An 18,670-nucleotide genomic window follows, 5' to 3' on the forward strand; every position below is an offset into this window, starting at 1 on the left:
AGCAGAGGGCAATCGGAATGTCAAGAAGGGTGCAAAATACACATATTAAAAAGCAGGTGCGCTCTCTTCACGAAGCGTTGATCGACATCGCCAGTGTCATGAATCGCCGGCAGGGCGACGACATGATGATTCGCGAAGCGGGCATATCGCTCGATCGCGCGCTGTTTCCGCTGCTCGTGGGCATCGAGCGGCGTGGTCCGATCGGCGTCGTCGACCTCGCCGATCGCATGGGACGGGACTACACGACGGTCAGCCGGCAGGTCGCGAAACTGGAAAGTCTAGGCTTGATCAAGCGCCGCGCCAGCGAAGCGGATCGCCGTGTCAGTGAGGCCACGATCACCCCGAGCGGGAAAGCCATGACGGACGCGATCGACCGGGCACGCGAACGGATCGTCGCGGCGATGTTTGCGACCTGGGACGATCAGGATGTCGAGGACCTGGTGCGTTTGATGCGCAAGCTCGCGGACGCGATGATCGCGCCTGATCGTCCGACGTGAAGTCTGATCGGACGCCCGCAAGTGCAGCGCTTGGTCAGTGCCCCAGCTGCTTCGGGTCGTAATAGAACCGTTCTTCGATCAACTGATCGCCCCGCCACGTCTGCCATGCGATCTCATCCAACGTTCGGATGATGCCTTCGGCGTTGGTGAAGCTGAAGGTCCAGCGCGTCGCGACATGGTCGCCCTCGATCAGGCTTGGCCCGATGCGGACCGCCTTGACCTCCCTGGAGGCGGACAGCACGCCGCGCTCCTTGGCTACGAGCTTGTCGCGGCCGACCGTTGGTGCTGCGTTGTTCTCGTAGGTCGCAGCCTCGGGCGTATAGAACTGCTCGATCGCGCCGATGAAATCCCCGGTCTCCAATCGCTTGGCAAAAGCTTCGACGACGTCACGGCTCGGCATGGCACACCTCACGAATAACCGACTGATAGTCGGTAAATACCGACTGGTAGTCGAAAAGTCAACTGGCTGCCTGTGCCGAATTCGATTAGACGAAGACTCATGGCGAAACAGGCGGAGCGGCGGGCAGCGACTTCGGAGGCGATCCTGACGGCGGCGCGCCGCTTGTTGGGAGCACAAGGATTTGGCGCGACGACGATGGACGAGATCGCCGAAGCCGCCGGCGTCGCCAAGGGCGCGGTCTATCATCACTTCAAGACCAAGGAGGCGGTGTTCGAAGCGGTGTTCGACCAGGTCTCGCGCGATCTGGTCGCCGAGATCGACAGCGCCGCGCGGGCCGAAAAGGACGTGCTTGCTGCGATGGTCGCCGGCACCCAGCATTATTTTGCCGCAACCGCCAAGGGCCCGACCGGTCAGATCATCCTGCGCGACGGCCCGGCCGTGCTCGGCTGGGAGCGCTGGCGCGAGATCGACGCCAAACATTTCGGCGGCAAGCTGCCGCGTGCGATTGCGGCGGCGATGGAGGCCGGGCTGATCGCACGGCAGCCGGTCGAGCCGCTGGCCCGGCTTCTGCTCGGTGCGGTGACGGAGGCCGCGGTCGCCTGCGCCGGGCGCGCGGATATCGCAAGGGCAGGGGCGGAATACGCCCGTGCGTTCAAGTCGCTGGTCGAGGCGCTGCGCGTCGCTGCATGATCGTGCTAAGTGACGAAACGGAAACGCCCACACCCAACAAAAAGAACAGTAGCGCATGAACGCAACTTCCTCCCTCACGCCCTCCGATCCTGAATTCGACTACATCATCGTCGGTGCCGGCTCCGCCGGCTGCGTTCTCGCCAACCGGCTGTCGGCGAACGGCAAGCATAGCGTTTTGCTGCTTGAAGCAGGCCCGAAGGATTCCAACATCTGGATCCACGTGCCGCTCGGCTACGGAAAGCTGTTCAAGGAAAAGACCGTCAACTGGATGTACCAGACCGAGCCGGAGCCCGAGCTGAAGGGGCGCCAGGTGTTCCAGCCGCGCGGCAAGACGCTGGGGGGATCGAGCTCGATCAACGGCCTGCTCTATGTCCGCGGCCAGCACGAGGACTATGACCGCTGGCGCCAGCGCGGCAACACCGGCTGGGGCTATGACGACGTGCTGCCCTATTTCAGGAAGGCCGAGAACCAGTCGCGTGGCGCGGATCAATATCACGGCAGCGGCGGCCCGCTGCCGGTGTCCAACATGGTCGTGACCGACCCGCTGTCGAAAGCCTTTATCGACGCCGCCGTCGAGAACGGCTTGCCCTACAATCCTGATTTCAACGGCGCCACACAGGAAGGCGTCGGCCTGTTCCAGACCACGACGCGCAACGGCCGCCGCGCCTCGACGGCGGTGGCCTATCTTGGCCCCGCCAAGACGCGCGGCAATCTCAAGATCGAAACCGGCGCGCTCGGCCAGCGCGTGCTGTTCGAGGGCCGCCGCGCGGTCGGCGTCGAATACCGTCAGGGCGCGACGGTGCGCCGCGCCCGCGCGCGCAGGGAGATCGTGCTGTCGAGCGGCGCCTACAACTCGCCGCAGCTGCTCCAGCTCTCCGGCGTCGGTCCTGCCGACCTCCTGCGCAAGCACGGCATCGACATCGTGCTGGACGCGCCGGGCGTCGGTCACGACCTCCAGGACCACATGCAGGTCCGCATCGTGATGCGCTGCTCGCAGAAGATCACGCTGAACGACACCGTCAATCACCCGCTCCGCCGCACGCTGGCCGGCGCGCGCTATGCGCTGTTCCGGAAGGGATGGCTGACGATCGCGGCCGGCACGGCGGGCGCGTTCTTCAAGACCAGTCCGCGGCTGGCCTCGCCCGACATCCAGGTCCACTTCCTGCCGTTCTCGACCGACAAGATGGGCGAGAAGCTGCATGATTTCTCCGGCTTCACGGCGTCGGTGTGCCAGCTCCGTCCCGAAAGCCGCGGGACTTTGCGCATCAGAAGCGCCGACCCGACCCTGCCGCCCGAGATCCGCATCAACTACATGTCGACAGAGACCGACCGCACCACCAATGTCGAAGCTCTGAAGATCCTGCGCAAAATATTGCATGCGCCGGCGATGAAGCCGTTCGTGGCTGGCGAGTACGACCCCGGGGCGAAGGTATCCACGGATGCCGAGCTGCTGGATTATTGCCGTGAGCGGGGCAGCACCATCTACCATCCGACCTCGACCTGTCGTATGGGCAATGATGCGCTCGCGGTGGTCGACCAGCGGCTGAAGGTGAGGGGGCTCGAAGGCCTTCGCGTGGTCGACGGCTCGATCATGCCGGACCTCGTGTCGGGGAACACCAACGCGCCGATCATCATGATCGCCGAAAAGGCTTCCGACATGATATTGGAGGATGCGCGGTGAATCCGCGCATCGAGAAGGAGCATACGGCTTGGCTACGCGACTCAAGATCGGCACACGCAAGAGCGCGATGGCGCTGGCACAGACGGAAGAGATCGCGCGCCGCCTGATCGCTGCCATGCCCGATCTCGACGTCGAGATCGTCAAGTTCGACACCACGGGCGATCTCGACCAGACCAGCAAGCTGTTGCCCCATGGCGGCAAGGGCGGTGCCTTCGTGGCGCAGATCCGCGCCGCCGTGCTGTCGGGCGAACTCCATGCGGCGATGCATTCGCTGAAGGACATGCCCGGCAACGAAGACACGCCGGGCCTCGTGATCGGTGCCACGCTGTCGCGCGATCCCGCCAATGACGCGCTGGTGCTGCGTGACGGCGTGACGGTCGAGGCGCTGCGCCAGTCGGGCGGCAAGGGCTTTAAAGTCGGCACCAACGCCGTGCGCCGTGCCGCCTATGCGCGGCGGCTATTCCCCGACGTCGAGATCATCCATTTCCGCGGCGCCGCGGACACGCGCGTGCGAAAACTCGACAATGGTGAGAAGCAGCGCCTGCCGGATGGCGGAGCGGTGGGACCTGCGGATGCGCTGATCATGGCGCGGTCGGGTCTTGACCGCGTCGGCCTTTCGCAGCGCATCGCCTACGAGTTTACCGCGGCGGAGATGCTGCCCGCGGCGGGCCAGGGCATCGTCGCGGTCGAATGTGCCGCGCAGGACTGGCAGACAAGGCAAATCCTCGCATCGATCGACGATCCCTCCGCACATGCCTCTGCCGATGCCGAGCGCGAGGTGCTGTGGGTGCTCAACGGCCACTGCAACTCGCCGATCGCGGGCTTTTCGGCGATTGCGGGCGATCAGATGTCGTTGACCGCGTCCGTGCTCGATCTCTCCGGCGACACCATCATCGAAGCTTTGCGTTCGGGCCCCGCCGATCGCCCACGCGAACTCGGCCGTGCGGTGGGTCTGGATCTGTTGGCCAAGGGCGCCGCGGAGATCATCGAGCGTAGCCGGCCGCGCTAAGCTCTTACCGAAATGCTCATGGGGGCGATGATGGTATCATGCGCCTGTTTTGCCCGACGGGTCAAACGGCCTGGTGGCGGCCGCTCGAGCCATGCCAGCCAAACTTTTTCCCAGCCTAACTTTTTCCCAGCCTAACTTTTTCAATGACTTGGCTACTGTGCATGGGGTTGTTTTCGCGTTTTTTGTTTTTCCGCTCCCCCAAGGCGCGAAATAAATCAACCCCGCACGCGCTTCAGCATCTGCTCGACATGGGCAATCGGCGTCTCCGGCTGGATGCCGTGGCCGAGATTGAAGATCAGCCGCCCTTGCGCAAAATTCGCCAGCACGTTGTCGACCGCGCGATCGAGCGCGGCGCCGCCCGTGATCAGCGCCAGCGGATCGAGATTGCCCTGCACGGCGACTTTGCTTTGCACGCGCTCGCGGATGAAGGCCGGCTCCGCGGTCCAGTCGATGCTGACGGCGTTGACACCTGTTGCCTCGACGAAACCGGGCAATTGCGCACCGGCGCCGCGCGGAAAGCCGATGATCTTCGCGTCCGGCACCTTGGCGCGCACGCCTTCGACGATGCGCCGCGTCGGCTCGACCGACCAGCGCGCGAACTCGGCGGGCGGCAGCACGCCGGCCCAGGTGTCGAAGATCTGCAAGGCGTTGGCGCCGGCCGCGAGCTGCGCCAGCAGATATTCGATCGAGTTCTCGACCAGCACGTCGATGATCTCTGCGAACGCCTCCGGATGCCGGTAGGCCATCATCCGCGCCGGCGCCTGGTCGGGCGTGCCCTGGCCGGCGACCATGTACGTCGCCACCGTCCACGGCGCGCCGCAGAAGCCGATCAGCGCGATCTTGGGATCGAGCGTACCGCGGACGATCCGCAGCGCCTCGAATACCGGCGCGAGCTTGCTGAAATCGGCGTGCTTCGCCAGTGTCGCGACCTTGGCGGGATCATCCAGCGGTTCGAGCCGTGGACCCTCGCCGATTTCGAAGCGCACGGAACGTCCGAGCGCATAGGGGATCACCAGAATGTCGGAGAAGATGATCGCCGCGTCGAAGCCGAACCTCCGGATCGGTTGCAGCGTCACTTCGGCGGCGAGTTCCGGGTTGAAGCAGAGATCGAGGAAGCCGCCGGCCTTGGCGCGCACCTCGCGATATTCCGGCAAATAACGGCCGGCCTGCCGCATCATCCAGACCGGCGGGATGACTTGCCGCTGGCCGGTGAGGACGTCGATGAAGGGTTTTGTCGCAGACTGGGGCACGAACGGTCCTGAAGATGGTTACGGCTCCTGATACACCGCCGCAGCCCCGAGCGGAACAGGGGAACCAGCGCAACTGAACCGCGTTGACCAGCCAACGGAGGAAGAGATCATGGCTGAGACATTCAACCCCGCCCCGCATGACAAGCATGCCGACGATCTGCACGAAGCGCTCGCTGCCGACCGCCACGCCAAGCTTGACGCCGGGCTGGAAGATACCTTCCCGGCCTCCGATCCCGTGAGCGCCGCCCAGCCGGCGCCCTCGAAGGCCGATGCGGATGCCGACAATCCCTCGCTCTGGAACAAGGTGAAGGCCATCTTCGCCTAGCAGCCGGGACGCCGGATTCCGACAGGTTTGCTAATGCCTTGTTAGCGATGTGCTGATGCCGGCGTCCGTACGACTACGGGAAACCGGAGACGTAACCGCATATTGCTGCAGGCGTTTCAGAGTTCGATAACAGAAACGGCAGAGTTTCCGATCATCGGAGAAATCTGCCGCATGAACGCTGTGACCCAAAGAGCCGGATGGAGCCGCCTGCCGCTGCGGGCGGCCGCGTTCGTCGCGCTGACCTGCGCGACCATCCTCGGCGTCAGTGGCTGGCGGGAATGGGCGGCGCGCGACGCGGTGCTCAAGGGCGCCGAGACCGAGATGGCGAACGTTGCGCGCTCGCTGACCCAGCATGCCGAGGACAGCCTCGATCTCCTGGATTCAGGCGTCGTCGGCGTCGTCAGCCGGCTGGAGATGGACGGCACCGAGCCGGCCACGATCGCCAAGCTCAGAACCCTGCTGGAGGCGCGCAAGAAGGCGATGGAGCGCGTCCACAGCCTCGCCATCATCGACGACCTCGGCAATTTGTTGACCTCGCCCGGCACGATCGGCTCGACGTTCAACGACGACGCGTTTTTCCGCTATCACCAGCTCTCGCCGAAACGTGAGCCCCATATCGGCCGCCCGGTGAAAAGCCTGCTGGATGGCGAGTGGGTCGTCACCCTGTCGCGGCGCTTCAACAAGCTCGACGGCAGCTTCGGCGGCGTAGTGCTCGCGACCATCAGCTCGAGTTATCTCTCGCATTTCTACGAGCAGTTCGAGATCGGCCGCAACAGCTCGGTGGCGCTGATGCACGGCGACGGCATGATCATTGCGCGCAATCCCAGCAACGACAGGTTCGTCGGCCGCAGCGTCGGCGACACCCCGCTATTCCGCGACGCCGGCCTGCAGCAGCCGAGCGCTGCCTATCATTTCAAGTCGCCGCTGGACGGCGCCGCACGCGTCAGCTTCTTCAAGCGCAGTAGCCGTTATCCGCTCGTCCTGCTCGCCACCGTCGACAAGGACGAACTGCTGGCGCCCTGGCGCGCTGCAGCGATCTCGCGCATGCTCTACGTGCTCGCGCTGGTCATGCTGATCGCAATCATCGGTGCGGTGCTGGTGCGGCAGCTGCAGCGGGGCCAGCGCATGGCCGCCGCGCTGGTCGAGAAGGAAGCGCATTTCCGGCTGCTTGCCGAAGGCTCCAGCGACATGGTGACGCGTATCGGGCTCGACGAGCGGCTGCGCTATGTCTCGCCGTCGTCGATCCGCGTCGTCGGCTGGCGCGCCAACCAACTGATTGGAACGCCCGCGCTCGCCGGCGTTCACGCGGATGATCGGCCGCAGGTCCAGGCTCTCGTCGATGCCATGAAGCGCGGCGAGAAGGAGGAGGCGCGCGTCACCTATCGCAACGCGCACCGGCTGAACGGCGAAGTCTGGCTCGAATCGACCATGCGGGTGACCCGCAAGGACAATGGCCGCGCCGACGGCGTGGTCGCGATCTCGCGCGACATCACCGAGCAGAAGAAGCTGGAGACCAGGCTGGAAACCCTCGCGATCGAGGACAGCCTCACCGGGCTTGCCAATCGCCGCCGCTTCGACGAACGGCTGAAGGAGGAGTGGGCGCGCGCTTATCGCGACCGCTCCAGCCTCTCATTGCTGATGATCGACGTCGACCACTTCAAGTCCTACAACGACGAATACGGCCATCCCGCGGGCGATGCCTGCCTGCGGCTGGTGGCGCAGATCTTCGCCGCCGAGATGCAGCATCCCGGCGATCTGGCGGCGCGCTACGGCGGCGAGGAGTTCGCCGTGCTGCTGCCGAACACCGACGCCGCGGGCTGCGCCCGGATCGGCGAGCGGATTCGACGGGCGATCCGCGATGCGGGCCTCGTCCACACCAGCAACCATGCGTCCGGCTGCGTCACCGCTTCGCTCGGCGGTGCAGCCTGCCGGCCGGCGCTGGAGCGCACGGCTGGCGTTGTCTCGCTCGTCGAGGCCGCCGACCAGGCGCTCTATGCCGCGAAGGAGGCCGGGCGCAACCGGCTGATGATGTCGGGCGAGGTGACCAACCTTCTGCGCAAGGCGTCCGGTCAGTAACACCGCTCAATTCAATAATGTGGTGGGGGCTCATTGGCTGCTCCCGGCGCATTCGCCTCGGCCTCCTGCAGCCGCTCGCCGAGCTCCGCGATCTTCCGCGTCAGCGCGTCGATCTGCCTCCACTGCGCGGTGATGGTCTGGTTCAGCGTCTCGATCGTGTCGTCCTGATAGGCGAGGCGCGTTTCCATCGTGTCGATGCGCTCGCCGAGCGTCTTGATCTCATTCGTCACGTGCCGTGTCCTTGTCCCTTTCGCGCAATCCAAGTTCGTGCAATCCAAGTTCTTGCAATCCAAGTTTTTGCGAGCCAAGTTCTCGCAAACCATGGCCGAGCGCGACGCGCTCGTCGAACACGAAGCATTCGCCGCGCCAGCGGCTCTGCGCCTCCGGCACCTCTTCCAGATATTTGAGAATGCCGCCCTTGAGGTGATTGACCTCGGCAAAGCCGCGCGCGAGCAGATGCGCGCTCGCCTTCTCGCAGCGGATTCCGCCGGTGCAGAACATCGCGATCCTGCGGTGTTTGGCGGGATCGAGCTGCTCGGCTGCAAATTCCCTGAACTGGCCGAAGCTCTTGATGCCGGGATCGATCGCGCCGTCGAACGTCCCCATCGCCACCTCGAAGGCGTTTCTGGTGTCGAGCACCAGCGTGTCGGGCGCCGTGATCAGTGCGTTCCATTCGCTCGCCTCGACATAGGTGCCGACTTGGCGCGTCGGATCGGCGGCCTGATCGCCGAGCGTGACGATCTCTTTCTTGAGCCGCACCTTGAGCCGGCCGAATGGCATCGCCTCGGCGGTCGAGAATTTCAGTTCGAGATTGTTTAGCCTGCCGTCGAACATGTCGCTGTGCGCGAACTCATGGGCGAGAGCGTCGATCGCCTCGGCCGTGCCGGCGACTGTGCCGTTGATGCCCTCCTGCGCCAGCAGCACGCTACCCTTTAACGCCAGGCCTGCACAGAATGCGCGCAACGGCTCGCGCAGCTCGCGGTAATCGGGCAGGGCGGCGAATTGGTAGAAGGCGGCGACCTTGTAAATCATGGTGTCCGTTTAGCAGGCGGCCCGCGCCCGGAAAACCCGCAACGCGCAGCTCTATTCCCAGCGGGTAGCAGCCATTTCCCTGGTATGCCAGCATTGCCCCGGCGGGCCGGAATGTGTCATGTAAGCCCGGTTTTTCCGACCCCGGCGCACCATCCGCGCGAGACGCCCAACGAGAGCAAGGATTCGATGAGAAACTTCCATTTCCCCGGCAGGTCCACGGTCCACGCCACCAACGCAATGGTGGCGACCTCGCATCCGCAGGCGTCGCTCGCCGCGATCGAGGTGCTGCGCGAGGGTGGCACGGCGGTGGACGCGGCGGTGGCGGGCTCGGCGCTGCTCGGCGTGATCGAGCCGCAATCGACCGGCATCGGCGGCGACTGCTTTGCGCTGATCCAGCCGCGCGGCGAAGGCAAGATCATCGCCTATAACGGCTCCGGCCGCGCCCCCAAGGCGGCGAACGCCGATTGGTATATCGAGCGCAAGATCAACTCCGTGCCGCTGACTTCGGCGCATGCGGTCTCGGTCCCCGGCGTGATCGACGCCTTTGCGACTGTTTTGCGCGATCACGGCAAGTTCGGCTTCGACCGGCTGCTCCAGCCCGCGATCAAGGCGGCCGAAGAAGGCTACGTCGTCGCCCCTCGCATCGCCTTCGACTGGAAGAACCAGTTCGAGAAGCTGAAGCGCGGCACCAACACCGAGCGCTATCTGCTGCCGCACGGCAAGCCGCCGGTGGCCGGCGATGTCATCCGCCAGGCGGAGCTCGGCAAGACGCTGCGGGCGATCGCCAGGGACGGTCGCGACGCCTTCTACAATGGCCCGATCGCGGAAGACATGGTGGAGACCCTGCGCGGAATTGGCGGCCTGCACACGCTCGACGATTTCGCCGCGCACACCACCGAGACGACGACGCCGATCGGCACGATGTACAAGGGCTACGACGTCTGGCAGTGCCCGCCGAACGGACCCGGCCTCACCATGCTGCTGATGTTGAACATCCTGTCGCGGTTCGACCTGACAAAATACGCGCCGCTCAGCATCGAGCGTTTCCATCTCGAAGCCGAGGCCGCGCGCATCGCCTACATGCATCGCGAGCTGCATGTCTCCGATCCCGAGCATATGCAGATCGAGGTCGCCAAAATCCTCGCCAAGGAATTCTGCAACGAGCACATCGACAAGATCCGCATGGACGGTATGCTCGACCTGCCGAACGTCGCGCCGCCGATGAATCCCTCGACCATCTACATCACGGTCGTGGACAAGGACCGCAACGTCTGCTCGTTCATCAACTCGATCGCGCATTCATTCGGCTCGGCGATCGTCTCGAACAAGACCGGCGTCCTGCTCCAGAACCGCGCCGGCGGCTTCCGTATCCAGCCCGGCCACCCGAATTGCATCGCCGGCGGCAAGCGTCCGCTGCACACGATCATGCCGAGTCTGCTCACCAAGGACGGCCGGTCCGTGATGCCGTTCGCAGTGATGGGCGGACAGTATCAGCCGGTTGGCCAGACCCATGTGGTGACCAACATTCTCGACTATGGCTGTGACGTGCAGGAGGCGATCGATATGCCGCGCGGCCTGCATTACGAGGGCCAGTACCAGCTCGAGGACAGCATGCCGGCCGATATCGTCGAAGGCCTGAAGAAGCTCGGCCACAAGACTACCAGCGTGGTCGGTCCGCTCGGCGGCGCCCAGGCGATCTGGATCGACTGGGACAAGGGCACGCTCACCGGCGGTTCCGATCCGCGCAAGGATGGTTGCGCCCTCGGCTACTGACCACCGCGCACGGGGTTCCCTGCGCACGATCAGGAAAAATTGACGAAGGGCGACGCGGCATTTGCTGCGTCGCCCTTTCTCGTTCGGAACGGAGCTCATTGCTTCAGGTTAAGGGCGATGAGCGGTGCAGGTGTGCGCTGCTTTTGCTCGAAGCGGCGGAGGCCCTCCATGTCCGAAAAACCAGGTTCCGGACGATCCGGATTCGATCGGCGCGCCTTCATAGCGGGCGCTGCCGGCAGTGCGCTGGTCCCTATGACGGCGCGCGCGGCCACTCAGGATGCGAGCGTGTCAGCCGCGCAGGATCCGGCGCTTCCGGTTGATGTCACGCTGCGGGTCAACGGCAAGGACAAGCGCCTGCACATTGACGCCCGCACCACGGTGCTCGATGCGCTGCGTGAACATCTCAAGCTCACCGGCAGCAAGAAGGGCTGCGACCACGGCCAGTGCGGCGCCTGCACGGTGCTGATCGACGATCGGCGCGTGGTATCGTGCCTGACGCTCGCGCTCGCAGCCGAGGGGCAGGAGATCACGACGATCGAGGGCCTTGCCACCGACGATCATTTGCATCCGATGCAGCAGGCTTTTGTCGACAACGACGCCTTTCAATGCGGCTATTGCACGCCGGGCCAGATCATGTCCGCCGTGGCCTGCGTCAAGGAGGGGCATGCGGGCAGCGAGGCCGACATCCGCGAATATATGAGCGGCAACATCTGCCGCTGCGCCGCCTATCCCAACATCGTCGCCGCCGTGAAGCAGGCCGCGCCGGAGATCATGAAAGGCTAGGCGCATGCGACCGTTTTCGTATCAGAGAGCAACAGATCCTGACTTGGCCGTGCAGGCGCTCAGCGCTGCCGCGGCTGCGAACAATCCGTTGACGCAGGCCGCGGCACAGCCGCTCGCCGGCGGCACCACGCTGATCGACCTGATGAAGCTGGACGTGATGCGTCCCGCCGCGCTCGTCGATATCAATCCGCTTGCTAGCGGCTGGTCCGCGATCGAATCCAAAGGCGACGGCTTGCGGCTCGGCGCGCTTGCGAAGATGTCCGATGTGGCCGCGCATGCCGAGATCCAGCGCAACTATCCTGTGATCGCGAATTCCCTGAATCTCGCCGCCAGCGCCCAGCTGCGCAACATGGCGACGCTCGGGGGCAACGTGATGCAGCGAACGCGTTGCAGCTACTTCCGCGACGTCTCCTATGAGAATTGCAACAAGCGCAATCCTGGCTCGGGCTGTGCCGCCATGGATGGCGTCAATCGCATGCATGCGGTGCTCGGCACGTCCGATCAGTGTATCGCGACCTATCCCGGCGATTTTGCCCAGGCGCTGATCGCGCTGGACGCAATGGTCGAGATCACCGGCAGGTCCGGCACGCGCAACGTGCCGTTCGCAGATCTGCACAAGGCACCCGGCAGCACGCCCGACATCGAGACCACGCTTCAGCCCGGTGAGTTGATCTCGGCATTCTCCATTCCCGGCCGCTGGCCGCGCTCGGTGTATCTCAAGACGCGCGACCGTCAGTCCTATGAGTTCGCGTTGTCGTCGGCTGCCGTCGCGCTCGACGTGCAGGATGGCACGATCAGGGACGCACGCGTCGCGCTGGGCGGCGTCGCCACCGTGCCGTGGCGGGCGCGCGAGGCGGAGGCGCTGCTGAAGGGACAGAAATTCGACGACGATCTGGCGCAGCGTGTTGCCGCTGCCGCTTTCGCGGACGCGCGGGGACGCCAGCACAACAGCTTCAAGATCGCGCTCGGCAAGCGCGTGGTGGCGCGCGCGCTCCAGCAGGCCGTAACGATGGAGGTCCGATCATGACCGCTGCAGCTCCCGAGCCGAAGGCAAACATGGGCCAGCCCGTGCCGCGCTATGACGCCGCCGCAAAGGTCACGGGCCGGGCGACATATGCGTCCGACATGCCGCTCGACAATCCCGCCTACGCATTCCTGGTCGCCAGTGCCATCGCCAAGGGCCGCATCGACAGCTTCGATCTTGACGATGCCAGAGGTGTCCGCGGCGTGATCGACATCGTCACGCACGAGAACGCCCCGAAGCTGAAGGAGTCGAAGCTGTTCAGCAATGGCGGCTATGCCGGCACCACGATCCAGCCGCTGAAATCGGCCGACATCGCCCATGACGGCGAGATCATCGCGGTCGTCATCGCCGAGAACTACGAGGCCGCGCGCGAGGCCGCCAATCGCGTCAAGGTCAGCTACACGGCCGTAGCGCCGAGTGCGAGCTTCGACTCGCCGGGAACGACCACGGCTGCGGCGAAAGGGCAAAACTCGCAGTTCAAGGAAGACCCGGAGGTCGGCGATTTCGCCAAGGCGTTCGACCAGGCTGAGGTCAAGCTCACCGCCTCCTATGACACGCCGACCCAGCACCACAACCCGATGGAGCTGTTTACGACGAGCTGCGCCTGGATGGGCGATAACCTCGTCATCCATGAGGGCAGCCAGTATGTCTATGGCCTGAAGAACGGCGTCGCCGAGCAGCTCGGCATCGACGCCGACAAGGTCCGTGTCGTCAATCCCTATGTCGGCGGCGGCTTTGGTTCGCGCGGCTCGATGACGCCGCGAACCGCCATTATCGCCGGCATCGCCAAACGCCTGAACCGGCCGATCAAGCTGGTGCCGACCCGCGACCAGGGTTTCACCATCGCGACCTACCGCGCCGAGACGCGCCATGAGATCAGGCTTGGTGCTGGCCGGGACGGCAAGCTGGCGGCTTTGAGGCACGAGGGCTCCGAGGTTTCGTCGCGTCCGGATGCCTATTGCGTCGGCGGCACCAAGACGACGACGCGGCTCTATGCCTGCCCGAACGTCAGCAGTCTGGTGTCGATTGTGCGCGCCGACCGCAACACGCCGGGCTTCATGCGCTCACCGCCGGAGGTGCCATATCTCTTCGCGCTGGAGAGCGCGATGGACGAACTCGCGGCGAAGCTGAACATGGATCCGGTCGAGCTCCGCCGCATCAACGACACCACCGTTGAGCCGATCGGCGGCAAGCCCTATACGTCCCGGTCAATGATGGCGTGCTTCGATGAGGCCGCCAAGGCGTTCGGCTGGTCGCAGCGCTCGCCGCAGCCGAAATCGATGTCGGACGGCGACTGGCTGATTGGCTATGGCTGTGCCGCCACCTGCTATCCGACCCAGATGGCGCCGTCCGCCGCGCGCGTCCGCCTCCAGCGCGACGGCCGTACCCGGGTCGAGATTGCCGGTCACGAGATCGGTACCGGTGCATACACCGTCATCGCGCAGACCGCGTCCGAGCGGCTCGGCGTGCCCCTGGAAAAGGTCGCGGTCTTCGTGGGTGACAGCGACCTGCCGCCGGCGCCGGTTGCCGGCGGTTCGAACTCGACCGCCAGCACCTGCTCGGCAGTGATGATGGTGTGCGATCAGCTTCGCCAAAGGCTGTTCAAGGCCGTGATGCCGGGCGACAGCCTCGCCGACAAGGCCAAGGAGACTGTCGGCATCAGCCAGACGCGAAGCACGCAGGCGGCGAAGAGCGATCGTCCGCTCGATCTGGACAAGGCCTTCGACGCGCTCGGTGTCGGCGTCGTCGAGGAATACGGCGAGTGGAAGCCGGAAGGCGCGCCGCTGGACTCCTTCACGGCCATGCACAGCGGGCACGCGCGCCTCGTCGGTGGTCACTCGATGAAGGACAAGATTGCCTATGCCTTTGGTGCCGAGTTCGTCGAGGTCCGCGTCAACCGCTTTACCCATGAAATCCGTGCGCCGCGGCTGGTGGGAGCCTTCGCGGCGGGCCGTATCATGAATCCGCGCACGGCGCGCAGCCAGCTCATGGGCGGCTTGATCTGGGGCATGTCCTCGGCGTTGCTGGAGGCCACCGAGATCGACGAGCGCAATGCGCGCTACGTCAACGACAATCTTGCCGACTATCTCGTGCCTGTGAATGCCGACGTGCCCGGTGTCGAGGTGATACTGCTCTCCGAGCAGGACGATCACATCAACCCGGCAGGCGTGAAGGGCCTCGGCGAGCTTGCCAATGTCGGCACCAATGCGGCGATCTGCAATGCGATCTACCACGCCACGGGCCAGCGTATCCGCAAGCTGCCCGTGCGGCTGGAAAATATCGAGGTCTAGGGGTGGAAACCGCATGCTCGTTGCGCTAGACACCTTCCGCCTCAAACGGAAGGTGTCTTATGCAGCGTTTACAGCGCGTGCTCCTCGCCATCATGTCGGCACTTGCGATCACCGTGATCGGCAGTGTGTCGACGTTCGTTTCCACAACGGCCTCGGCCCAGACCGCAGGAAAGACCATGACCACAGCTTCAGGATTGCAGATCACCGATAGCGTCGTCGGCACCGGCGCTTCGCCGAAGCCCGGACAGATTTGCGTGATGCACTATACCGGCTGGCTTTACGAGAACGGCCAGAAGGGCAAGAAATTCGACTCGTCGGTCGATCGCAGCGAGCCGTTCGAATTCCCGATCGGCAAGGGCCGTGTCATCGGCGGCTGGGACGAGGGCGTTGCCTCCATGAAGGTCGGCGGCAAGCGTACGCTGATCATTCCGCCGCAGCTCGGGTATGGCGCCCGCGGCGCAGGCGGCGCGATCCCGCCGAACGCAACGCTGATGTTCGACGTGGAATTGCTCGGGGTGAAGTAAGCCCGCAAACAAAAGACCGGCCTCTCGGCCGGTCTTTCGCTTTCAGTCTTGTTTGTGTCAATGCTGGACGTGTTATTCCGTCCCGCGCTTGGCCGTAGCCGCCGCGCGATCGACCGCGTCTTTTGCGGCGTCCTTGGCGTCACCCATGGCCCGCTGGTCCTTGCCCTTCACTTCCTGGACTGCGCCTTCGCCCTTCATGCGGTCTGAGCCGGTGGCTTCGCCGATACCCTGCTTGGCCTTGCCCATTGCCTCGTTGGCGGTGCCCTTGATCTTGTCGGTCGTGCTACCCATGAAACTCTCCTTGCGGTTCGCTTACTGAGACAACGCCCGACGGCTATGAGGGTTCCGATTTTGGCATGGCTTGCGGGCGCGGCTTTGGGTTAGTTTGCCGCGCACGGAACCAACAGAAAGCAAGTCCCATGACCGGCCATGACCATTCGCATTCCCACCATGACCACGATCACGACGATCGCTGGAAACATGACGGCGTGCGCGTCATTCCCGGCAACCAGCTCGATACCAACGTGCCGTCGACGGCGGGCATGGACCGCGCGGCCGCGATCAATTTCGCGCGCGTCGGTGCGCAGAAATTGTGGGCGGGCACGGTCAGCATCAAGCCCGACGCCAAGACCGGCGCGCATCACCACGGCCATCTCGAAAGCGTCATCTACGTGGTGAAGGGCAAGGCGCGGATGCGCTGGGGCGAGAGCCTGCAATTCACCGCGGAGGCCGGCCCCGGCGACTTCATTTTCGTCCCGCCCTACGTGCCGCATCAGGAGATCAACGCCAGCCGCGACGAAGTGCTGGAATGCGTACTGGTGCGCAGCGACGGCGAGGCGGTCGCGATCAACCTCGACATCGAGCCGGTCGAGAAGCCCGAGACCGTGCTGTGGGTCGATCCCATTCACCGCGATCCGAACGAGAAGAAGTAAGGCTGCCCAAAACCGCGCGGGGGCGATGCGACAGAACCCCGCAGGTTAGGGAGCGAAAAATATCCGGAAGCGATGTCGGGTGGCTGCCCAGCCATCCGTCCTTGGGCAGAACCCCGTCCCAGGAGCTTTCGATGCCCAAAATGATTTTCGTCAATCTTCCGGTGACCGACCTCAAGCGTGCCACCGCCTTTTACGAGGCGGTCGGCGCGGTCAGGAACCCGCAATTCAGCGACGATACGGCGAGCTGCATGGTCTTTTCCGAGACCATCTTCGCCATGCTGCTGACCCACGACAAATTCCGCCAGTTCACACCGAAGCCGATCTCGGATGCCAAGACCTCGAACCAGGCGCTGTTCTGCCTGTCCGCGGACAGCCGCAACGAGGTCGACGATATCGTCGGCAGGGCCGCGGCGGCGGGCGGGGCGGCCGATCCCGGCCCGAAGGACGAATACAGTTTCATGTACGGCCGCAGCTTCGAGGATCCGGACGGCCACATGTGGGGTGTGAACTGGATGGACATGGCAGCCTTTGCCGCGCAGTCCGACATGTCGAACGCCTGATCCAAGCCACGACACCACGAAACTGAAGAGGAGCATTCAAGATGTCAAAGGTCGTGCCCTGCATGTGGTTCAACGGCGATGCCGAGGAAGCCGCGAAATTCTACGTCTCGCTCGTTCCGAATTCGGAGATCAGGCACGTTCAGCGCAACGTTTCGGACAACCCGTCCGGCAAGGAAGGCTCCGTGCTGGTGGTCGAGTTCACGGTCGCCGGACAACCTCTGGTCGCGCTCAACGGCGGCATGAAGATGGAATACACCCACGCGCTCTCGCTCATGATCCATTGCGACGATCAGGTCCAGGTCGACAGCGTCTGGAATGCCTTCCTGGCCCATGGCGGCAAGGAAGAGCAATGCGGCTGGCTGCATGACCGCTACGGCGTGTCCTGGCAGGTGGTGCCGAAGGTGATGTTCGAATTCCTCTCGAGCCCCGACAAGGCCGCCGCCGCACGCGCCATGCAGGCCATGATGAAGATGGTCAAGCTGGATGAGGATGTGCTGCGCCGCGCGTTCGAGGGCAAGTCGGCGGCGTGAGGCGGTGGCGGTTCGGCCTAAGACCGGACTCCTCATCCTGAGGAGCTTGCGCAGCAAGCGTCTCGAAGGATGAAAGGCCGAGCTGCTAAAGCGGGGCCTGCATGGTTCGAGACGGCGCGCGCGCGCCTCCTCACCATGAGGAATTAATAATTGATCCGCAGCCCCACGCCGCCATGGATGGTGTTGCCCACCGGCTGCGGACCCAGCGTGCCGTTGGCGAACAGGTCCACGATCCAGCCCTTTTGCACGCGGAAGCCGAGCCGGCCGCCATATTCGAACCAGCCCTGGTTGCCCATGGTCGGCACCACCGTGCCGTCGCCGGTCACGGTGGCGACGATGCCGCTATGGCTGGCGAACGACTGCACCCAGCCGCCATTGATGTTGGCCTCGATATTGCTGCCGTAGAGATGTGTCCACTGGCCGCCGATCTTGACCAGGTTGGTGCGGTCGGTGCCGGTCGCGATGCTGGCGTCGAGCGGATTGAACGCCACCGCGCTGTCGGTATAGCCTGAGACGCGCTGCCAGAGTTGCCAGACCTCGATCGAGGCGGCGACCTCATCGCGGGGCGACACACGGCTGATCCAGCCGGCGCGGCCGTAGACGGCGTAGTTCGAGACGTTGGTCGAACTCGTGACGCTCACCGGGCCGAGGCTGGTGTTGTAGCTGCGGGTGTAGCGCGCTTTCTCCCACGGCGTCAGGATCGTGCCGATGTCGAAGAACGGGCGCGACGAGCCCCAGTCGGTGAAGTCATAGCGCAGCGCGAAAGCGCCGATCGGCGCGCTGGTGATGTTGTAGCCGCCCTCGCTGTACTGCGTGTAGGCGATGCCGGCGAGCAGTGACAGATTGTTGGTCAGCTCCTTGCGGCCGTGGATGCCCGCCGAAAACGAGCCCGCCGAGCCGAACGCGCTGATGCAGTTGCTGCAATTGACCTGCTCGTTGACGCCGAGCAGCACCGTGCCGAGCACCCGGTTGGTGATCATCTGGTTGAAGCGCTGGTTGGCGAGGCCGCCGATCGAGTTGCCGCTGGAATCCGCGCCGGTCGGCGTCGGCGTCGGGCTCGGCGAGGAGGACGGATAAGGGCTCGGCGACGATGACGGGTAGGGGCTGGGCGAGGGCGAGGGGCTGTAGGTTGGCGTCGGCGAGGATGAATAGCTCGGCGCCGGGGTGGGCGTCGACCCTCCGCACTCGGACACGCAATTCGTGGCGGCTGCCGCCGGACGGGCATCGACCGCGACAAACGCAAACGCGGCGGTCAGCACGAGGATGAAGCGCCTGACGTTGAATACCTCCATG

The 18,670-nt window shown here is 64.6% G+C and carries 20 protein-coding genes; 14 read left to right on the forward strand and 6 right to left on the reverse strand.

Annotation, left to right across the window (positions count from 1 at the left end):
- Positions 1–17: 17 nt before the first annotated feature.
- Positions 18–497, forward strand: coding sequence for a MarR family winged helix-turn-helix transcriptional regulator (locus IVB27_RS00920; RefSeq protein ID WP_247340552.1), 480 nt, complete (start codon positions 18–20; stop codon positions 495–497).
- A 34-nt stretch (positions 498–531) separates the two neighbouring features.
- Here the strand turns inward: IVB27_RS00920 and IVB27_RS00925 are convergent, their stop codons facing one another.
- Positions 532–897, reverse strand: coding sequence for a nuclear transport factor 2 family protein (locus tag IVB27_RS00925; RefSeq protein ID WP_247440668.1), 366 nt, complete (start codon positions 895–897; stop codon positions 532–534).
- A gap of 99 nt (positions 898–996) precedes the next feature.
- Here IVB27_RS00925 and IVB27_RS00930 point away from each other — a divergent pair, with 99 nt between their 5' ends.
- The 3 genes from IVB27_RS00930 to hemC are packed head-to-tail and all read left to right on the forward strand — an operon-like array spanning position 997 to position 4,277.
- Complete coding sequence (locus IVB27_RS00930; RefSeq protein WP_247440670.1) at positions 997–1,587, forward strand: TetR/AcrR family transcriptional regulator; 591 nt, start codon at positions 997–999, stop codon at positions 1,585–1,587.
- A 55-nt stretch (positions 1,588–1,642) separates the two neighbouring features.
- Positions 1,643–3,268 carry a GMC family oxidoreductase gene (locus IVB27_RS00935; RefSeq protein ID WP_247440672.1) on the forward strand — a complete coding sequence of 542 codons (1,626 nt, stop codon included), beginning with the start codon at positions 1,643–1,645 and terminating at the stop codon, positions 3,266–3,268.
- A 28-nt stretch (positions 3,269–3,296) separates the two neighbouring features.
- Positions 3,297–4,277 (forward strand): hydroxymethylbilane synthase, encoded by a 981-nt coding sequence (hemC, locus tag IVB27_RS00940; protein ID WP_247440673.1) that lies wholly within the window; start codon positions 3,297–3,299, stop codon positions 4,275–4,277.
- Between the two features lie 215 nt (positions 4,278–4,492).
- Here the strand turns inward: hemC and hemE are convergent, their stop codons facing one another.
- Positions 4,493–5,527 (reverse strand): uroporphyrinogen decarboxylase, encoded by a 1,035-nt coding sequence (hemE, locus tag IVB27_RS00945; protein ID WP_247340547.1) that lies wholly within the window; start codon positions 5,525–5,527, stop codon positions 4,493–4,495.
- Positions 5,528–5,636: 109 nt separating this feature from the next.
- On the opposite strand from hemE, the gene IVB27_RS00950 reads away from it, so the two are divergent.
- Together IVB27_RS00950 and IVB27_RS00955 are read left to right on the forward strand one after the other, a co-directional pair.
- Complete coding sequence (locus IVB27_RS00950) at positions 5,637–5,852, forward strand: hypothetical protein (protein WP_247340543.1); 216 nt, start codon at positions 5,637–5,639, stop codon at positions 5,850–5,852.
- Between the two features lie 171 nt (positions 5,853–6,023).
- Positions 6,024–7,928: a sensor domain-containing diguanylate cyclase gene (locus tag IVB27_RS00955; RefSeq protein WP_247440675.1), complete on the forward strand. Its 1,905-nt coding sequence runs from the start codon at positions 6,024–6,026 to the stop codon at positions 7,926–7,928.
- An 11-nt stretch (positions 7,929–7,939) separates the two neighbouring features.
- Here the strand turns inward: IVB27_RS00955 and IVB27_RS00960 are convergent, their stop codons facing one another.
- Both IVB27_RS00960 and trhO read right to left on the reverse strand, forming a co-directional pair.
- Positions 7,940–8,158 (reverse strand): SlyX family protein, encoded by a 219-nt coding sequence (locus IVB27_RS00960; protein ID WP_247440677.1) that lies wholly within the window; start codon positions 8,156–8,158, stop codon positions 7,940–7,942.
- On the reverse strand, positions 8,148–8,960 hold the full coding sequence (trhO, locus tag IVB27_RS00965) for an oxygen-dependent tRNA uridine(34) hydroxylase TrhO (RefSeq protein WP_247440679.1): 813 nt from the start codon (positions 8,958–8,960) through the stop codon (positions 8,148–8,150). The genes IVB27_RS00960 and trhO overlap by 11 nt, the downstream gene beginning before the upstream one ends.
- 186 nt (positions 8,961–9,146) lie before the next feature.
- Between trhO and ggt the strand changes: the two genes are divergently transcribed.
- The 5 genes from ggt to IVB27_RS00990 all read left to right on the forward strand — a co-directional run bounded on the left by ggt (position 9,147) and on the right by IVB27_RS00990 (position 15,355).
- Positions 9,147–10,733, forward strand: coding sequence for a gamma-glutamyltransferase (gene ggt, locus IVB27_RS00970; protein WP_247440681.1), 1,587 nt, complete (start codon positions 9,147–9,149; stop codon positions 10,731–10,733).
- A gap of 168 nt (positions 10,734–10,901) precedes the next feature.
- The gene (locus IVB27_RS00975) at positions 10,902–11,516 is read left to right on the forward strand and encodes a (2Fe-2S)-binding protein (protein ID WP_247340533.1); all 615 of its coding nucleotides are present in this window, start codon (positions 10,902–10,904) and stop codon (positions 11,514–11,516) included.
- Between the two features lie 4 nt (positions 11,517–11,520).
- Entirely contained in the window at positions 11,521–12,543 is a 1,023-nt protein-coding gene (locus tag IVB27_RS00980; protein ID WP_247440683.1) for an FAD binding domain-containing protein, read from the forward strand.
- Positions 12,540–14,831, forward strand: coding sequence for a xanthine dehydrogenase family protein molybdopterin-binding subunit (locus IVB27_RS00985; RefSeq protein WP_247440685.1), 2,292 nt, complete (start codon positions 12,540–12,542; stop codon positions 14,829–14,831). Before IVB27_RS00980 ends, IVB27_RS00985 begins: the two co-directional genes overlap by 4 nt.
- A 59-nt stretch (positions 14,832–14,890) precedes the next feature.
- Positions 14,891–15,355, forward strand: coding sequence for an FKBP-type peptidyl-prolyl cis-trans isomerase (locus tag IVB27_RS00990; protein ID WP_247440686.1), 465 nt, complete (start codon positions 14,891–14,893; stop codon positions 15,353–15,355).
- Positions 15,356–15,427: 72 nt separating this feature from the next.
- Here the strand turns inward: IVB27_RS00990 and IVB27_RS00995 are convergent, their stop codons facing one another.
- Positions 15,428–15,646 carry a CsbD family protein gene (locus IVB27_RS00995; RefSeq protein ID WP_247440689.1) on the reverse strand — a complete coding sequence of 73 codons (219 nt, stop codon included), beginning with the start codon at positions 15,644–15,646 and terminating at the stop codon, positions 15,428–15,430.
- Between the two features lie 128 nt (positions 15,647–15,774).
- Here IVB27_RS00995 and IVB27_RS01000 point away from each other — a divergent pair, with 128 nt between their 5' ends.
- The 3 genes from IVB27_RS01000 to IVB27_RS01010 all read left to right on the forward strand — a co-directional run bounded on the left by IVB27_RS01000 (position 15,775) and on the right by IVB27_RS01010 (position 17,377).
- On the forward strand, positions 15,775–16,287 hold the full coding sequence (locus tag IVB27_RS01000) for a cupin domain-containing protein (protein WP_007595213.1): 513 nt from the start codon (positions 15,775–15,777) through the stop codon (positions 16,285–16,287).
- 131 nt (positions 16,288–16,418) lie between these two features.
- Positions 16,419–16,847, forward strand: a complete 429-nt coding sequence (locus IVB27_RS01005) for a VOC family protein (RefSeq protein ID WP_247440690.1) — start codon at positions 16,419–16,421, stop codon at positions 16,845–16,847.
- Positions 16,848–16,888: 41 nt separating this feature from the next.
- Complete coding sequence (locus IVB27_RS01010; RefSeq protein WP_247340510.1) at positions 16,889–17,377, forward strand: VOC family protein; 489 nt, start codon at positions 16,889–16,891, stop codon at positions 17,375–17,377.
- Positions 17,378–17,520: 143 nt separating this feature from the next.
- Here the strand turns inward: IVB27_RS01010 and IVB27_RS01015 are convergent, their stop codons facing one another.
- Positions 17,521–18,669, reverse strand: coding sequence for a hypothetical protein (locus IVB27_RS01015; RefSeq protein ID WP_247440692.1), 1,149 nt, complete (start codon positions 18,667–18,669; stop codon positions 17,521–17,523).
- Position 18,670 lies beyond the last annotated feature (1 nt).

It is taken from the genome of Bradyrhizobium sp. 197, assembly GCF_023073375.1.
Taxonomy (GTDB): domain Bacteria; phylum Pseudomonadota; class Alphaproteobacteria; order Rhizobiales; family Xanthobacteraceae; genus Bradyrhizobium.

Excerpts from the sequence above, each read along its gene's own strand:
- IVB27_RS00985 (WP_247440685.1), top strand. The coding sequence starts at position 12,540 with ATGACCGCTGCAGCTCCCGAGCCGAAGGCAAACATGGGCCAGCCCGTG.
- IVB27_RS00995 (WP_247440689.1), bottom strand. The coding sequence starts at position 15,646 with ATGGGTAGCACGACCGACAAGATCAAGGGCACCGCCAACGAGGCAATG.
- IVB27_RS00930 (WP_247440670.1), top strand. The coding sequence starts at position 997 with ATGGCGAAACAGGCGGAGCGGCGGGCAGCGACTTCGGAGGCGATCCTG.
- IVB27_RS01005 (WP_247440690.1), top strand. The coding sequence starts at position 16,419 with ATGCCCAAAATGATTTTCGTCAATCTTCCGGTGACCGACCTCAAGCGT.
- IVB27_RS00990 (WP_247440686.1), top strand. The coding sequence starts at position 14,891 with ATGCAGCGTTTACAGCGCGTGCTCCTCGCCATCATGTCGGCACTTGCG.
- IVB27_RS00975 (WP_247340533.1), top strand. The coding sequence starts at position 10,902 with ATGTCCGAAAAACCAGGTTCCGGACGATCCGGATTCGATCGGCGCGCC.
- IVB27_RS01015 (WP_247440692.1), bottom strand. The coding sequence starts at position 18,669 with ATGGAGGTATTCAACGTCAGGCGCTTCATCCTCGTGCTGACCGCCGCG.
- trhO (WP_247440679.1), bottom strand. The coding sequence starts at position 8,960 with ATGATTTACAAGGTCGCCGCCTTCTACCAATTCGCCGCCCTGCCCGAT.
- IVB27_RS00955 (WP_247440675.1), top strand. The coding sequence starts at position 6,024 with ATGAACGCTGTGACCCAAAGAGCCGGATGGAGCCGCCTGCCGCTGCGG.
- IVB27_RS00935 (WP_247440672.1), top strand. The coding sequence starts at position 1,643 with ATGAACGCAACTTCCTCCCTCACGCCCTCCGATCCTGAATTCGACTAC.
- ggt (WP_247440681.1), top strand. The coding sequence starts at position 9,147 with ATGAGAAACTTCCATTTCCCCGGCAGGTCCACGGTCCACGCCACCAAC.
- IVB27_RS00925 (WP_247440668.1), bottom strand. The coding sequence starts at position 897 with ATGCCGAGCCGTGACGTCGTCGAAGCTTTTGCCAAGCGATTGGAGACC.
- IVB27_RS00980 (WP_247440683.1), top strand. The coding sequence starts at position 11,521 with ATGCGACCGTTTTCGTATCAGAGAGCAACAGATCCTGACTTGGCCGTG.
- IVB27_RS01010 (WP_247340510.1), top strand. The coding sequence starts at position 16,889 with ATGTCAAAGGTCGTGCCCTGCATGTGGTTCAACGGCGATGCCGAGGAA.
- IVB27_RS00950 (WP_247340543.1), top strand. The coding sequence starts at position 5,637 with ATGGCTGAGACATTCAACCCCGCCCCGCATGACAAGCATGCCGACGAT.
- IVB27_RS00920 (WP_247340552.1), top strand. The coding sequence starts at position 18 with ATGTCAAGAAGGGTGCAAAATACACATATTAAAAAGCAGGTGCGCTCT.
- IVB27_RS01000 (WP_007595213.1), top strand. The coding sequence starts at position 15,775 with ATGACCGGCCATGACCATTCGCATTCCCACCATGACCACGATCACGAC.